At 31.5% G+C, this 16,296-nt stretch carries 14 protein-coding genes, 3 rRNA genes and 2 pseudogenes (1 of these 19 cut by a window edge); 18 read left to right on the forward strand and 1 reads right to left on the reverse strand.

From position 1 onward, the window contains the following. From ACUN06_RS03375 to rrf, 3 genes are all read left to right on the forward strand, one after another. A 16S ribosomal RNA gene (locus ACUN06_RS03375) occupies positions 1–6 on the forward strand (it extends 1,510 nt beyond the left edge of the window). Between the two features lie 526 nt (positions 7–532). Then, a 23S ribosomal RNA gene (locus ACUN06_RS03380) occupies positions 533–3,440 on the forward strand. Between the two features lie 115 nt (positions 3,441–3,555). Continuing rightward, positions 3,556–3,672, forward strand: a 5S ribosomal RNA gene (rrf, locus tag ACUN06_RS03385). The 16S, 23S and 5S rRNA genes sit together here, the layout of an rRNA operon. A 358-nt stretch (positions 3,673–4,030) precedes the next feature. Here the strand turns inward: rrf and ACUN06_RS03390 are convergent. Beyond that, positions 4,031–4,639, reverse strand: coding sequence for a methyltransferase (locus ACUN06_RS03390; RefSeq protein WP_294398674.1), 609 nt, complete (start codon positions 4,637–4,639; stop codon positions 4,031–4,033). 376 nt (positions 4,640–5,015) lie between these two features. On the opposite strand from ACUN06_RS03390, the gene ACUN06_RS03395 reads away from it, so the two are divergent. The 15 genes and pseudogenes from ACUN06_RS03395 (at position 5,016) to ACUN06_RS03465 (ending at position 16,291) form a co-directional block, all read left to right on the forward strand. Beyond that, entirely contained in the window at positions 5,016–6,107 is a 1,092-nt protein-coding gene (locus ACUN06_RS03395; RefSeq protein ID WP_291733806.1) for a ribose-phosphate pyrophosphokinase, read from the forward strand. 78 nt (positions 6,108–6,185) lie between these two features. Further along, positions 6,186–6,350 (forward strand): hypothetical protein, encoded by a 165-nt coding sequence (locus ACUN06_RS03400; RefSeq protein ID WP_291733803.1) that lies wholly within the window; start codon positions 6,186–6,188, stop codon positions 6,348–6,350. 21 nt (positions 6,351–6,371) lie between these two features. Then, positions 6,372–7,238 (forward strand): DUF6734 family protein, encoded by an 867-nt coding sequence (locus ACUN06_RS03405; RefSeq protein ID WP_291733801.1) that lies wholly within the window; start codon positions 6,372–6,374, stop codon positions 7,236–7,238. Positions 7,239–7,430: 192 nt separating this feature from the next. Beyond that, on the forward strand, positions 7,431–8,624 hold the full coding sequence (locus ACUN06_RS03410) for an acetate/propionate family kinase (protein WP_291733798.1): 1,194 nt from the start codon (positions 7,431–7,433) through the stop codon (positions 8,622–8,624). 150 nt (positions 8,625–8,774) lie between these two features. Beyond that, positions 8,775–8,952 (forward strand): annotated as a pseudogene (locus ACUN06_RS03415) (YdcF family protein); the annotation flags it as partial. A 36-nt stretch (positions 8,953–8,988) separates the two neighbouring features. Further along, the gene (locus tag ACUN06_RS03420; RefSeq protein ID WP_294398670.1) at positions 8,989–9,561 is read left to right on the forward strand and encodes a hypothetical protein; all 573 of its coding nucleotides are present in this window, start codon (positions 8,989–8,991) and stop codon (positions 9,559–9,561) included. Positions 9,562–9,592: 31 nt separating this feature from the next. After that, positions 9,593–10,828 (forward strand): NAD(P)-dependent oxidoreductase, encoded by a 1,236-nt coding sequence (locus ACUN06_RS03425; RefSeq protein WP_291733793.1) that lies wholly within the window; start codon positions 9,593–9,595, stop codon positions 10,826–10,828. A gap of 21 nt (positions 10,829–10,849) precedes the next feature. Continuing rightward, complete coding sequence (locus ACUN06_RS03430; RefSeq protein ID WP_449390096.1) at positions 10,850–11,815, forward strand: TRM11 family SAM-dependent methyltransferase; 966 nt, start codon at positions 10,850–10,852, stop codon at positions 11,813–11,815. Positions 11,816–12,052: 237 nt separating this feature from the next. Further along, on the forward strand, positions 12,053–12,574 hold the full coding sequence (gene infC / locus ACUN06_RS03435) for a translation initiation factor IF-3 (RefSeq protein WP_291733790.1): 522 nt from the start codon (positions 12,053–12,055) through the stop codon (positions 12,572–12,574). A gap of 20 nt (positions 12,575–12,594) precedes the next feature. Further along, positions 12,595–12,792: a 50S ribosomal protein L35 gene (gene rpmI, locus ACUN06_RS03440; protein WP_005211352.1), complete on the forward strand. Its 198-nt coding sequence runs from the start codon at positions 12,595–12,597 to the stop codon at positions 12,790–12,792. A 26-nt stretch (positions 12,793–12,818) separates the two neighbouring features. Further along, complete coding sequence (gene rplT, locus ACUN06_RS03445) at positions 12,819–13,178, forward strand: 50S ribosomal protein L20 (protein WP_291733788.1); 360 nt, start codon at positions 12,819–12,821, stop codon at positions 13,176–13,178. 251 nt (positions 13,179–13,429) lie between these two features. Then, positions 13,430–13,561, forward strand: coding sequence for a hypothetical protein (locus ACUN06_RS03450; protein WP_291733786.1), 132 nt, complete (start codon positions 13,430–13,432; stop codon positions 13,559–13,561). Between the two features lie 66 nt (positions 13,562–13,627). Continuing rightward, positions 13,628–13,816 (forward strand): hypothetical protein, encoded by a 189-nt coding sequence (locus ACUN06_RS03455; protein WP_291733784.1) that lies wholly within the window; start codon positions 13,628–13,630, stop codon positions 13,814–13,816. A 159-nt stretch (positions 13,817–13,975) separates the two neighbouring features. After that, a pseudogene (locus tag ACUN06_RS03460) lies at positions 13,976–14,135 on the forward strand (sulfite reductase subunit C); the annotation flags it as partial. Positions 14,136–14,209: 74 nt separating this feature from the next. After that, positions 14,210–16,291: a molybdopterin oxidoreductase family protein gene (locus ACUN06_RS03465; protein WP_294398666.1), complete on the forward strand. Its 2,082-nt coding sequence runs from the start codon at positions 14,210–14,212 to the stop codon at positions 16,289–16,291. Positions 16,292–16,296: the final 5 nt, after the last annotated feature.

The raw sequence follows: 16,296 nt of genomic DNA on the forward strand, positions 1-16,296 counted from the left end.
TCCTTTCTATGGAGAAATGAAACAACAAGATGTTTGTTTCGTAAATCTTAAAAGATACTGGTTTAACTAGTCTGTTCAATTTTGAGAAACCATGTTTCTCAAAATTAATTTACTGTTAGAAGTAAGCAGTACGAGGAAACGACGAATGAGCAATGGAGCGTATGATATACGTGAGTAGCAGAACGAGGAAGTTGACGTAGTAATGCTAAGTTTATAACTGTAAATTTTGTTCTTTGAAAATTGCACATGAATTATATATAACTTCAAAACATATTGAGAAGTAAGCCAAGAAATATTCTTAAGTGAGAATCCAAATTTTAATTTGGTAATTCGAACTTACAACTCTGAAGTAATGAAGAGTTGTTGCGAAAATATTAAATGCAAAACTTTGAAAATTTTTGACTGATAGGTTACGAAGTTTAATATAGCTTAGTACAAGGAAACAAGAAAGATATGAAATGAACAGTACTTGTGTACGTGAATGAATAGATTTCATAGTTGACGAAGTAATAAGATATAGTAAACGAGTAAAGGTCAAGCTACAAAGGGCGCATGGTGAATGCCTTGGCATCAGGAGCCGATGAAGGACGTGATAAGCTGCGATAAGCTTCGGGTAGGCGCACATAGCCAGTGATCCGGAGATTTCCGAATGTGGGAACACACATGGGAAACCCCATGTATCGTATAGTGAATACATAGCTATACGAGGGTAAACCTAGGGAACTGAAACATCTAAGTACCTAGAGGAAGAGAAAGAAAAATCGATTTCCTAAGTAGCGGCGAGCGAAAGGGAAAGAGCCCAAACCAAAGATTTATCTTTGGGGTTGCGGACAGAACATTAACGAGAAGTCGTGATTAACCGAACACAACTGGAAAGTTGGACCGTAGGAGGTAATAGTCCTGTAGGTGAAAGTCAAGATAATCAAGTTCTGATCCAGAGTACCACGAGACACGTGAAACCTTGTGGGAAGCAGGGAGGACCACCTCCCAAGGCTAAATACTACCTGATGACCGATAGTGAAGCAGTACCGTGAGGGAAAGGTGAAAAGAACCCCGGGAGGGGAGTGAAATAGAACCTGAAACCGTGTGCCTACAACCGGTCAAAGCCCCTTATGAGGGTGATGACGTGCTTTTTGTAGAACGAGCCAACGAGTTACGGTATGTAGCAAGGTTAAGTACTTAAGGTACGGAGCCGAAGGGAAACCGAGTCTTAATAGGGCGACTAGTTGCATGCCGTAGACCCGAAACCGGGTGACCTATCCATGGCCAGGTTGAAGCGAGGGTAAAACTTCGTGGAGGACCGAACCACGTTGCTGTTGAAAAAGCATGGGATGAGCTGTGGATAGCGGAGAAATTCCAATCGAACTCGGAGATAGCTGGTTCTCCCCGAAATAGCTTTAGGGCTAGCGTCGGATATGTGTAGTGGAGGTAGAGCACTGAATGGGCTAGGGGGCATATCGCTTACCGAACCTTATCAAACTCCGAATGCCATATACATTAAGTCCGGCAGTCAGACTACGAATGATAAGATCCGTGGTCAAAAGGGAAACAGCCCAGACCGTCAGCTAAGGTCCCAAAGTGTAAGTTAAGTGGAAAAGGATGTGGGATTTCTAAGACAACTAGGATGTTGGCTTAGAAGCAGCCACTCATTTAAAGAGTGCGTAATAGCTCACTAGTCGAGAGATCCTGCGCCGAAAATGTACCGGGGCTAAACTTACCACCGAAGCTACGGATTTGCAAGTAATTGCAAGTGGTAGGGGAGCGTCGTAATCGGGCTGAAGTCGTACCGGAAGGAGCGGTGGACTGATTACGAGTGAGAATGTTGGCATTAGTAGCGAGATGTAGGTGAGAATCCTACAGGCCGAATATCTAAGGTTTCCTCAGGAAGGCTCGTCCGCTGAGGGTTAGTCGGGACCTAAGCCGAGGCCGAAAGGCGTAGGCGATGGACAATCGGTTGATATTCCGATACCACTACCATCGTTATTATCGAGGGTGTGACGGAGAAGGATAGTGTGTGCTAGCGATTGGAAATGCTAGTCTAAGCGTTTAGGAAGTTACGGTAGGCAAATCCGCTGTAACAATTCTGAGGCGTGATGGGGAAGGTCATTAAGACCGAAGTACATGATTCCATGCTTCCAAGAAAAGCATCTAGAGAGAGAAGTAGTGCCCGTACCGCAAACCGACACAGGTAGATGAGGAGAGAATCCTAAGGCCGGCGGAAGAATTGCAGTTAAGGAACTAGGCAAATTGACCCCGTAAGTTCGCGAGAAGGGGTGCCTGCGAGAGCAGGCCGCAGAGAATAGGCCCAAGCAACTGTTTAGCAAAAACACAGGTCTCTGCTAAAGCGTAAGCTGATGTATAGGGGCTGACGCCTGCCCGGTGCTGGAAGGTTAAGGGGAACACTTAGCGCAAGCGAAGGTGTGAACTTAAGCCCCAGTAAACGGCGGCCGTAACTATAACGGTCCTAAGGTAGCGAAATTCCTTGTCAGGTAAGTTCTGACCCGCACGAATGGCGTAATGACTTGGGCACTGTCTCAACTGCAAATCCGGCGAAGTTGTAGTGCGAGTGAAGATGCTCGCTACCCGCGATTGGACGGAAAGACCCCGTAGAGCTTTACTGTAGCTTAGCATTGAATTCCGGTATTGTCTGTACAGGATAGGTGGGAGACTGGGAAACTAGGGCGTCAGCCTTAGTGGAGTCAACCTTGGGATACCACCCTGACAGTACTGGGGTTCTAACAGGACGCCATGAATCTGGTGACTGGACATTGTTAGGTGGGCAGTTTGACTGGGGCGGTCGCCTCCTAAAAAGTAACGGAGGCGCCCAAAGGTTCCCTCAGAACGGTCGGAAATCGTTCGTAGAGTGCAAAGGCAGAAGGGAGCCTGACTGCGAGACCTACAAGTCGAGCAGGGACGAAAGTCGGGCTTAGTGATCCGGTGGTACCTCGTGGGAGGGCCATCGCTCAACGGATAAAAGCTACCTCGGGGATAACAGGCTGATCTCCCCCAAGAGTCCACATCGACGGGGAGGTTTGGCACCTCGATGTCGGCTCGTCGCATCCTGGGGCTGTAGTAGGTCCCAAGGGTTGGGCTGTTCGCCCATTAAAGCGGCACGCGAGCTGGGTTCAGAACGTCGTGAGACAGTTCGGTCCCTATCCGTCGCGGGCGTAGGAAATTTGAGAGGAGCTGTCCTTAGTACGAGAGGACCGGGATGGACTGACCTCTGGTGCACCAGTTGTTCTGCCAAGAGCATGGCTGGGTAGCTAAGTCGGGAAGGGATAAACGCTGAAAGCATCTAAGCGTGAAGCCCCCCTCAAGATGAGATTTCCCATAGCATAAGCTAGTAAGACCCCTTGAAGAACACAAGGTTGATAGGTCAGAGGTGGAAGTGCGGTAACGTATTTAGCTGACTGATACTAATAGGTCGAGGGCTTGACCAATAACATAAGATAATTCATGTGCAATTTTGAGATAACAATCTCTAAAGGAAACTTACTCAACAAAGTTGAGGAGTACAAAGTTTTAACTAAATCAGAGGTTTAGAAAACTATAGCATCTGGTGATGATGGCGTAGAGGAAACACTCCTTCCCATTCCGAACAGGACAGTTAAGCTCTACAGCGTCAATGGTACTGCATGGGTGACCGTGTGGGAGAGTAGAACGTTGCCAGGTAAAGTATCTAGTTTAAGACTAGATACTTTTTTTATTTTCAGAAATATTTTGGATAGAGTAAAAGCATGTTATGCTTTTACTGGACAATTTAGTGTAAATTTATTGAAACGTAAAAAATTGTCCCGAAGAAAGCATGTTATGCTTTTACTAGACAATTTAGTGGAGATTTATTAGATTGTAAAAATTTGATTCTATTAATGTTATGAGGTAATGGGCTGTTGCACTAAAACTTTTATACACAATATATTGTTTTAAAAAATAAAAATTAATACAATATATTGTAGGATTTATTCTTAATGCGACATCCCATTTTTTATCCTAAAAATAATAATATTAGAATTTAAGTAATAAATTGTGTTTAAACAGTTAACCTATATATTGAAAATTTTTGTCTTTTATCATTTATACTTAAGTTAGGTAGTTCTATTTCTTTATATAATAAAAAGCCTGTATAATTTTCTAAATAATATATGTATTCATCAGATGGATAATATAATATTAAATCTATATCACGAGGAGATTTTTCTAGTGATATAAGTATGTTATTAATTACTTTCATGAATAACTGAACAGAAAAAGGATTAAAGAAATAAAATTTGTTATCAGTACTAGAAATTTTATATTTTTCTGCAAATATATTTAAAAATTCAATTTTATTCTTTTCTTTATTATAATTTTTTAAATAATTCTTTTTATTATTAATGCAAATATCAAAATAATTATTATTCATTTCAATTCCTGTTATTTTGCAATTATAGTAATAATTTATGTAAAAAGAAAGTCTTCCTTTTCCACAGCCAAAGTCAACTATACAATCATTAGAAGAAAGAGGATATTCTTTAAATAATGTTTCTAATGCAAAGTAAGAAGTAGCTTCGTATCTATTATAATGATGAGATTCATAAAAGCCTTGTTGTTCTCCAGTTGTTTTAATGTTAAATAATCTTTCGTAATGTGAGTATTCCATAATATATCCTTAATATATCCTTTCTTAAAAAGTTTTTAGTATTATAAACAATTAATTTAAACAAATATATAATAGGATATTTGTAAAATTTTAATATAGAAATACTAAATATAATAAATTATAATAAAAATAAGCAAAAAAGTCTAAAATAAAGAATAATTTAATATAACTATTTATTAATGTTCGTTATTAGTATATACTATTAATGATTAGAAGTTATAGATATTAAAGGAAAGATTATAAATTTATGTAAATATTAAATTTTAATATTTTAAATGATTTTTTGATTTATCATGGTGTATATTAAACATTTAATATATCATCAACCCATATTTAAGATAGGGGATTAAATAAAAAGGAAAAGGGGAAATTTTTTATGTCAGAATTAAAACATGAATTAGGATTAATTGCATTAGAAAGTTGCAAGGAGCTTGGAGAAGCTGTTGATAAGCTTATTCAACAAAAGAGAAATACAAATAAATCATTTTTAATACCAACTAATGAAATAAGATTTTCTAACGGAGAAGGTAAAGTTAAGATATCAGAGAGTGTTAGAGGTAAAGACATATATATTTTATGTGACATTGGTAATTATAGTTGTACATATAAAATGTTTGGGTTTATTAATCATAAGGGGCCTGATGAACATTTCCAAGACATAAAAAGAACAGTTTCTGCAATAAGAGGTAAGGCTGCAAAAATTACAGTAATAATGCCACTTTTATATGAATCAAGACAACATAGACGTAAAGGTAGAGAATCGTTAGATTGTGCATTAGCACTTCAAGAGTTAGAAAGATTAGGTGTACATGAAGTATTAACATTTGATGTGCATGATCCTAACGTACAAAATGCAATTCCACTTTTATCTTTTGAGAATTTTTATCCAACATATGATATAGTAAAGTCACTTATAAAAAATGAAAATACATTAGAATTAAATAAAGATAAGCTTATAGTTATTAGTCCAGATACTGGTGCAATGGATAGAGCAATTTATTATTCAAGTGTTTTAGGTGTTGATGTAGGTTTATTTTATAAGAGAAGAGACCATTCAAGAATAGTAAATGGAAAAAATCCAATTGTTCAACATGAGTATATGGGAAGAGATGTAGAAGGCAAAGATGTATTAATAGTAGATGATATGATAGCATCAGGAGAATCAGTTCTTGATATAGCCTTAGAGTTAAAAGAAAGAAATGTAAGAAATGTTTATGTGGCAACTACATTTGCATTCTTTACAGAAGGCTTAGAGAAATTTAATAAGTTCTATGAAGATGGAATAATAACAAGAGTATATTCAACTAATTTAACATATATTTCAAATGAATTACATGCAGCAAAATGGTATAAAGCCGTTGATATGTCTGAATTATTATCAAAGATAATTAATAAATTAAATTATGATAAATCAATTGCTTCTTATATGGATGCAACAAGAGTCATAAGAGACTTAATAGAAGAATAAAACTATAAAATATTATAGAAATGTATGAGTTAATATTAATTTATATATGCTATAATATTTTTTTAAAAGGGAGAATATATGACAAAAGAAATCAATAATAACTTAAATAAAGAAAAGTATGTTATAAAGAATACGAAAGATAATTTTTTGAAGAAAATAACAAATGAAAATAAAATAAATAATTCCTCAAAGACACAAGGTCTTGGGTCTGGAGCTGGAGGATATGGATTAAATCTTATATAAGTATTATTTAGGTAGGTTATTATGATAGAAGCATTTCATTCAAATTGGACAGCACCGTTTTTGAGAGCAAATCCTAATAAAAATTATTATATAGATGATTTTGAAATTTTGACTACAATAATATCAGCATTAAAATGGAGAGAAAATAATGGCAGTATAAAAATGATTACTGATGATATTGCTGCTGATTATTATAAAAAATTAGGTATTGATACTATATGGGATTTAGGAATTGATGTATCTTTAAATAAAATAAATAATGATATTGATAGTAATATATTTTGGGCTGCAGGAAAAATTTATGCATTAAAGGGACAAAAGTCACCTTGTGTAATGATAGATACAGATTTTATTGTATGGGATAATATTGAGAATGTTTTATTACAATCAGAAATTAGTGTAATTCATAAGGAAAAAATAATTAGTAGTGTTTATCCCAATAAAGATTATTTTAATATGAATAATAATTATTTATTTGATGAAAATTTTGACTGGTCAGTACTGCCAAGCAATACGGCATTTGCTTATATATCAAATAATGAGTTTAAGGATTATTATACCTCAGAATCAATAAAATTTATGAAAAATGTAATAAATAATAATGATAAAATTACAAATATGGTTTTTGCAGAGCAGAGATTATTATCTATGTGTGCTGAGAGAAAAAAAATTAAAATAAATGAAATAATGACATTAGAAGAATTGTTTAATGAAAATCAAAAGTTATTTACTCATACATGGGGATACAAACAAGAAATAAGAAATGATTTTAAAAAAAGAAAAGATTTTTGTATAAGATGTATAAAAAGAATATTTAAGGATTATCCAGAATATAAGGAAGTTATTATGGATATAAAAGAGTTAAAAGAGTATTTAAATGAGCTTTAAATATATTAATTTTATTAAAAAATCAATAAGAATATTATGATAGGATATATTTATAAATTTTAAATATATTCTTTTTTTTAAAAATATATAAAGTTTTCAGACAAAAAAGAATAATTAAATTTTTTAAGTATTTAATATTTTTAATGGTATTATACTTATATAAAGTATAATACCAACAGGAGCGTGAAAATAATGAAAACATTAGTAATTAACTGTGGAAGTTCATCTTTAAAATATCAATTAATTGACATGTCTACAGAAGAAAGTATGGTTCAAGGTTTAGTTGAAAGAATAGGAATTGAAGGATCAATATTAACTCAAAAGGTTGAAGGAAAAGATAAATATATAATAAACACAAATATAAAGGATCACAAAGGTGCAATTAAATTAGTTTTAGAAGCATTAGTAGATTCAATTCATGGTGTTATTAAATCTATGGATGAAATATCAGCAGTGGGTCATAGAGTTGTACATGGTGGAGAAAAATATTCTGATTCAGTATTAATTGATGATGAAGTGTTAAAATCAATTAAGGATTGTATAGTATTAGCACCACTTCATAATCCACCAAATGTAATAGGAATAGAAGCGTGTAAGGAGCTAATGCCTAATACACCAATGGTAGCAGTTTTTGATACTGCATTCCATCAAACAATGCCAAAGCATGCATATATTTGCCCAGTTCCATATGAATTATATGAAAAGTATGGAGTAAGAAAATATGGATTCCATGGAACATCACATAAATATGTTTCTTATAAAGTAGCAGAAACTATGGGAAAAGACATTAAGAATTTAAAGATAATTACTTGTCATTTAGGTAATGGATGTTCATTAGCAGCTGTTAAAAATGGAAAATCAGTTGATACATCAATGGGATTTACACCACTTGCAGGGGTAATGATGGGAACAAGATCAGGAAGTATTGATCCATCTGTAATTAGCTTTTTAATTGAACAACATGGATATACAATTGAGCAAATTGATGAATTATTAAATAAAAAGTCAGGAATTTTAGGGATTTCTGGAGTTTCTTCAGACTTTAGAGATGTTTTAGAAGCAGCTGAATCAGAAAATGAAAGAGCTAAATTAGCATTAGAAATATTTTATTATAAGGTTAGAACTCAAATTGCAGCTTATGCTGGGGCTATGGGGGGAGTTGATGTAATAGTATTTACAGCTGGTATTGGTGAAAATTCATCAATTACTAGAAGAGAAATTTTAAAAGGATTAGAATTCTTTGGATTTACAATTAATACTGAAAAAAATGAATTAAGAGGTAAGATTCAAGAAATATCTAATGAAGATTCAAGAGTTAAGGTGTATGTAGTACCAACTAATGAAGAATTAATGATTGCAAGAGATACAGCAAAATTAGTTAAATAGCATTAATAAGGCATGTTGAAATATTGTTATTTTAGCATGTCTTATTTAAAATATAGAAATTTTTAATATAAAATTGTAAATTTATTGAAAATGAAAGGTGTAATAAAATAAATTAGTTTTAAATAATAAGGTGGTAAATAAAGATATTGGATGAAATTAGAAGGGAATAATATTGATGTTGCTAAGAATATAAATATTTTAGGAAGATTTTGTGGGAAAAGGGATATTACCATTACTTGAGAAATATGGTATTGAACAAGCTGATGTAATGGTTTTATTTGGTGGAAGCATTATTGCTGGTGGTGATGTTATCAAATATGTTATAATAATTTTTATCATATAAAAAATAAAAAAGGAGATTGTTATGGCAAATAAGATAACATTAACATATGAAAATGGAAAATTTATTGTATCATTAAATGAAAATATTATTTATACAGATAAGGAAATGGAAGGTGCAATGCTTAAGTTTAATTCTGTTGTAAAAAATAATGCTATACAGCAAAATGATTCTTGGCAAGCAATTGAAAAATCTATTAAAAATTTTGATATGAGTGATATAGAGTTAAATTCACAATTTAAAACAGTATCATATGGAAAAATGAAATATTTTTATAATACAGATAAGGTATTTTATATTGATGAAGGTAGCATGATATCATTGGGTGGAGGATTTGCATTATTTAGTTTTATAATTGGTAAAATTAAAGATGGAGAGTTAAAAAGTGAAGAAAGTTTCTTAGAATTATGTAAGGTATCAATGATTAACAAAGGAATTTTCAGTACAAATGAAGATAAAGTTATGATAGCTAGCCCTAAATTTAATTATGGAAGTGTTGAATATAATTTTGCAACTAAGAAAATTAATAAAGGTACTAGCAATGAAAAAGGTAGCTTTGAAGAATTTAAAGATTATGTTTTAAGTATAATTAAATAACTATTATAATAAAGCAAAGGATAAATAAATTATGAAAGAATTAAGATTAGAAGCAGATAGATGTTTATTATGTAAAAATGCAAGATGTAAGGCCAATTGTCCTATAAGTACTGAAATTCCAGAGGTTATAAGGCTTTTTAAAGAAGGAAAATTAGATGAGGCAGGGGAAATATTATTTGAAAATAATCCTTTATCAGCAGTTTGTGCTATAGTTTGTCCACATGAGGATCAATGTAAAGGAAATTGCATAAGAGGTATAAAGGGGGAACCTATACCTTTCTGTGAAATGGAAGAATTTATATCATTAAAATACTTAAAAAATGTTAAGTTAGAAAAAGTAGGAAATAGAGATGAAAGAATAGCAATAATAGGTGCAGGACCAGCAGGTATAACTTTATCTATTATTTTAGCTAGAAAAGGATTTAAGGTTACTTTATTTGATGCTCATGAAAAAATAGGAGGAGTATTAAGATATGGTATTCCTGAATATAGATTACACAACTCTATTATAGACAGATATGAAGAAATTCTTATAGAATTAGGAGTTAAAATAAGACCTAACACATTAATTGGACCAGTTCTTACATTAGATAAATTATTTTTTGATGGATATAAGGCTGTTTTTATTGGAACTGGAGTATGGAACCCTAAGACTTTAAATATAAAGGGTGAATCTTTAGGAAATGTACATTATGCAATAGATTATTTAAAATCTCCTAATGTATATAATTTAGGAAAGAAGGTTGCTGTAATAGGAGCAGGAAATGTTGCTATGGATGCAGCTAGAGTTGCAAAGAGAAATGGTGCAGAAGAAGTTTATATTCTTTATAGAAAAGGATTTGAAAATATGCCTTGTACTAGAGCTGAATTAGAAGAAGCAAAAGAAGATGATGTTAATTTTGAATTATTTAAAGCACCAATTGAATTAACAGAACAAGGCGTAAAATACATAGAAACTAAAAATGAAGTTAGTGAAGATGGAAAAGTTTCAACTATTACAATAGAAGGAACAGAAGGAATGTTTGAATGTGATTCTGTAATAATTGCAGTAAGTCAATCACCAAGAAAAAATATAGTAGCAAATACTACAGGGCTTGATACTAATAAGTGGGGATTATTACTTACTGATGATAAAGGTCACACAACTAGAAATGGTGTGTTTGCATCAGGAGATGTTGTAACAGGTGCAAATACGGTTGTTCATGCTGTATCTTATGCTAAAATAGTTGCGGAATCAATTGAAGAATATTGCAATAACAATAAATAATTAAATGTAAAGGGTGTAGTAATGAGTATTGAATTAATAAATGATGAGTGTGGGAACACCCAAAATAAATACTTTTATTTTATAAATTGTTCAGATATGGAAAAAGAATTGTGTAATATGGAAATGAAAAGTATTTTTAAACAAATACCAAATAGAAAGTTTTTATTTTCTAATAGGGATTTTGATCCATCAAGGAGTCCATTTATAAAATTTAAAGTAAATATAATATACATAGAAGAATCATTAGAAATAATTATTAATAAAATTAAAAATGAAAAAATTTCATATGATGATTTTAAAGTTAACTATATGAAAAGTGAAGATGGGGATGTTTCCTATGAAAATCGTTTAAAGGCTGTTAGAGAAATTGGATTTGTTATTAATGGATTTCCTGATATTCATAATCCTAAAGTAGAACTTGCTATTATTAAAATTAAAGATAAATGGATATTTGGAGAACTTATAAAAAATGATTTTAAGTGGCAAAAGCATAATGATAAACCACATTCATATTCAAATGCAATTCCTTTAAGAATGGCAAGAGCTTTAGTTAATATTGCAACTTGTGATGATAAACGCTTAAGTATAATTGATCCATGCTGTGGAGTTGGAACTGTTGTTATAGAAGCATTAGATTTAGGTTTTAATATAAAGGGATATGAAATTAGTAAGCCTATTGCTTGTAATGCAAGGAATAATATAGAGTTTTTTGGGTATAATAGAGAAATAATAACTAGTGGAGATATGCATAATATACGTGAAAGATATGATGTTGCCATAGTTGATATTCCTTATGGATTATATTCACCTATAACTTCACAAGAGCAAAAGGATATAATTAATACCTCAAGAAGGATAGCTCGTAAACTAGTTATAATTACTTTTGAAGATATGGATAATATAATAACTTCAGCTGGTTTTAAGGTACTTGACAAGTGTTATATGATCAAGGGAAATATGAAAAGAGAAATTAGTATTTGTGAATAAATGGTTAAAATTTCTCGTAGAATAATGAGCAAAAAGTTTGACAATAAATAAGTAGAATGCTATAATAAATTTCGTCAAGAAGAAACAGCCGTTTCTCGCCTTACGGCCTAGCTTAGTAAGGTAATGAGTTTATTGGATTTTTATCTAGAAGTGAGTCTAGATTTTCTAAATAATACGAGGGCGGCATTATATGTCGCCCTTTTATTTATATATTTTTCTTGATAGATTTTATCGGAGGTGAATGTTATCAGTAAAAACTTTACTTGTAATGAAAGTATTAGAGAAAGAGAATTAAGAGTAATTGATTCAGATGGTAGTCAATTAGGAATAATCTCAAGAAATGAAGCTTTACAAATGGCTGAGGAGAGAGATTTAGATTTAGTAATGATATCTCCAACAGCAGTGCCACCAGTATGTAAAATAATGGATTTAGGCAAATACATTTACGAGCAATCTAAAAAGGAAAAAGAAGCTAAGAAAAAGCAAAAGGTAACTGTCATTAAAGAAATCAGATGTAGTTTAACTATTGAAGAAAATGACATAGCTATCAAAGCTAAAAATGCTAGAAAGTTCTTATTAGACGGGGATAAAGTAAAAGTCACTGTTAGATTCAAAGGTAGAGAAGCAACATTAGGTCATTTAGGATTAAAGATTCTAGAAAACTTTGTTTCAAAGCTTGAAGATGTTTGTGTTGTTGAAAAAGCAGCAAAACAAGAGGGAAGAAACATGACAATGGTATTAGCCCCTAAAAAAGCATAACCAGAGAGGAGAATATTATCATGCCAAAAATGAAAACGCACAGAGGTGCAGCTAAAAGATTTAAAAAGACTGGTACTGGAAAGTTAAAAAGAGCTAAAGCTTTCAAGAGCCATATCTTAACTAAGAAGAGTGCTAAGAGAAAGAGAAACTTAAGAAAAGCTGCTTACGTTTCAACTACTCAAGAAAAAGCAATGAAGAAATTATTACCATACCTATAATATAGAGGACTCAGGAGGAATACAAAATGGCAAGAGTTAAGAGAGCAGTAAATTCTCGTAAAAATCATAAAAAAGTATTAAAGCTTGCAAAAGGTTACTACGGTGGGAAGAGCAGATTATTCAAGACTGCTAACGAATCTGTAATCAGAGCTTTAAGAAACGCATACGTTGGAAGAAGATTAAAGAAGAGAGATTTCAGAAGATTATGGATAGCAAGAATCAACGCTGCTACAAGAATTAATGGTCTTTCATATTCTAAATTCATGAACGGAATTAAATTAGCTGGAATCGACATGAACAGAAAAATGTTATCTGAAATAGCTATCAATGATCCAAAGGCATTTGCAAACTTAGTAGAAACTGCAAAAGCTCAATTAAACAAATAGTTTGTTTACATAAGATAATCCTTAGGGATTGTCTTTTTTTTTGTATAGATACATACATAAAAAGTATGTATATAATAAAAGGTAAGTAGTTATTATAAATTATCAATAGAGAGATAGAAAAATATCTCTCTATTTTTTTATAGTTTATTGAGTAGTAGGAAAATTTAATCTTAAAGCTACAAATAAAAAGTATGAATATATAAGAATATTTTTACAAAAGATAAAACTATGACAAAAGCGAGGTGAAACTAATGAAAATTAAAATGACTGTTCAGGAATTTGATGAAACAGTAAATAGCATAAGGTATAAATATAAGTTAATTGCACCAGTATCTATACCATATGCAGGACAATATTCAGATACAGATGTAATTAGATACTAAGAAGTAAAAAGTATTAATGAAATTGAATTTGGACGTAAGTCACAATTTACAGCAAAAGAAGTAGTTATGCCTGTAACAGAAACCTTATTTTATTATACAGAAGATGATTTTAAAATTCCAAGTATAGATGAAAGAAAAATGTTAGTATTTATGCATTCTTGTGATGTTAATGGATTACATAGAATAGATAATGTTTATTTAAAAAATGGAAGCGAGCCAGATTTTTATTATAAGAGGCTTAGTTTTGGGATGTAAAGAAAGCTTTAGAAATTGCTTTTGTGTAAGTTTTGGAACTAATAAAACAGAAGATTATTCTTTAGGTGTTAAGGGGATAAAGGTTATGTTTATATGGATATAAAAGATGATGAATTTAAAGATATTTTTATTGGGGAACAAGCTGACTTTGATATTAAATTTGTTAGAGAATATATAAGCCCAGATGCACCTTATGGAAAAGAGCATATTGGATATATCGTTGATAGAGTTGGATATAAGGAATAATGTTAAGTTATCAGATATTGCTGAAGTAAGTAAAAATGTAAATTGGAGTGGAATGCATTATGTAAGAAAATAAAAATATTTAATTATATTTTTACAAAATAACCAAGAATTATAATAAAGTATTAAAAATAAAAGGAAGTGATTTTATTGAAGGTTGTAAGATCTACTTGTAATTATTGTTCAATTGCATGTAATTTAGATTTTAATATTGAAGATAATGGATTTATTAATAGAGTTGTACCAGCACTTAACTATCCAGTTAATAAGGGATTTTGTTGTGTAAAGGGATTAAATTTAGATAAACAAAATACACAACATGAAAATCCTGTATTACCATTACTAAGAGATAAAGATGGAAAGTTGAAACAAATTCAATGGAATGAGGCTTTTGATTTATTTGCAAAAAGGGTAACTGAAATACAGGACAAATATGGTAAAGAAAGTTTTGCATTTTTAAGTACAGGTCAATTAGCTACAGAAGAAATGGCATTAGCAGGACATATAGGAAGGACATTTTTAGGGGGAAATGGAGATGGAAATACAAGACTTTGCATGGCTACATCAGTAGTTGCTTATAAGCAAAGCTTTGGATTTGATGCACCACCATATACGTTTAATGATTTAGAACATTCAGATGTAATTATATTTATAGGTTGTAATCCTGTAGTTGCACATCCAATTCTTTGGGGCAAGACAAAAAATAATAAGGATTGTATAAAAATTGGCATAGACCCAAGAAGAACGGAAACAGTAACAAATTGCGATATGTGGATAGATATAAAGCCAAAGACAGATTTAGTGCTTTTATATACATTAGCAAATGTCCTTATTAAAAAGGGATGGGTTGATAATGAATATATTGAAAAGTATACAGAAGATTTTGAGGGATTTAAGGAACATGTAAAAAAATATATATTAGATGATGTAGAAGAAAAAACAGGTATATCTAAAGGAAGAGTTTTAGAGTTAGCACAAATAATACATAATGGAAAAAGGGTATCCTTGTGGTGGACCATGGGAGTAAATCAAGGATATCAAGCAGTAAGAACAGCACAAGCAATTATAAATATATGTTTAATGACTGGAAATATAGGAAGAGTTGGAACTGGACCAAACTCTATAACAGGTCAGTGTAATGCTATGGGATCTAGATTATTTAGTAATACTACAGGTCTTTATGGTGGAGGAGAATATGATAATGAAGAAAGAAGAAAAGCTGTGGCAAAAGCTTTAGATATAAATCCAGAAATGTTACCTAAAAAGCCTACATTACCATACAATGTTATAATAGATAAAATAAATTCAGGGGAAATAAAAGCTTTATGGGTAGTTGCAACTAATCCTATAGTTTCATGGATAAATAACTTGGAATTTAAAAAAGCTGCTGAAAACTTAGAATTTCTAGTTGTAGAGGATATTTATTCTGATACAGAAACAGTAAAATACTGTGATTTATTTTTACCTTCAGCTAATGGTTTGAAAAAAGAAGGTGTGTTGATTAATACAGAAAGAAGATTATCAAAAATTAATCCAGTGTTAGAAAAAAAAGAAAATGAATTAACAGATTATGATATTATGCTTGGAATAGGTAAGGCTTTGGGAATGGGAAAATTATTAGATAAATGGAAAACACCAAAGGATGCTTTTGAAACATTAAGGGAATGTACAAAAGGAATGCCATGTGATATTACAGGTGTAAGTTATGAATTATTAAGTGATTATCAAAAGGGAATACAATGGCCATTTAGAGAAGGAGAAAAATTAAAACAAGATGAAAGAAGGTTATTTGAGGATAATAAATATTATACGCCAAATTGTAAGGCTAAATTTATCTATGAGGATGTAGCTACATTTCCTTATGAGCAATCTAAGGAATATCCATATTTATTTAATACAGGAAGAGGTACTGTTGGACAATGGCATACACAAACAAGAACTAGGGAAATACCAGATGTTTTTTCTATAGTTCCACATCAAGCATATGTGAACATAAATACTGATTTAGCTCATGAATTAGGAATATTGGATAATGAAATAATTAAAATTACATCACCAAATGGTGTAAGTAATAATTTTCTTGTTAAATTAAGTAGAACTGTTAAAAAAGATCAGATATATGCTCCTATGCATTATATAGAAACAAATTCATTATTACCATCTATATTTGATACATATTCAAAAGAACCTAACTTTAAGTATGTACCTGTAAAAATAGAAAAGGTAGATTAGGAGAT

This window comes from Clostridium sp. ETTB3, from assembly GCF_053571985.1.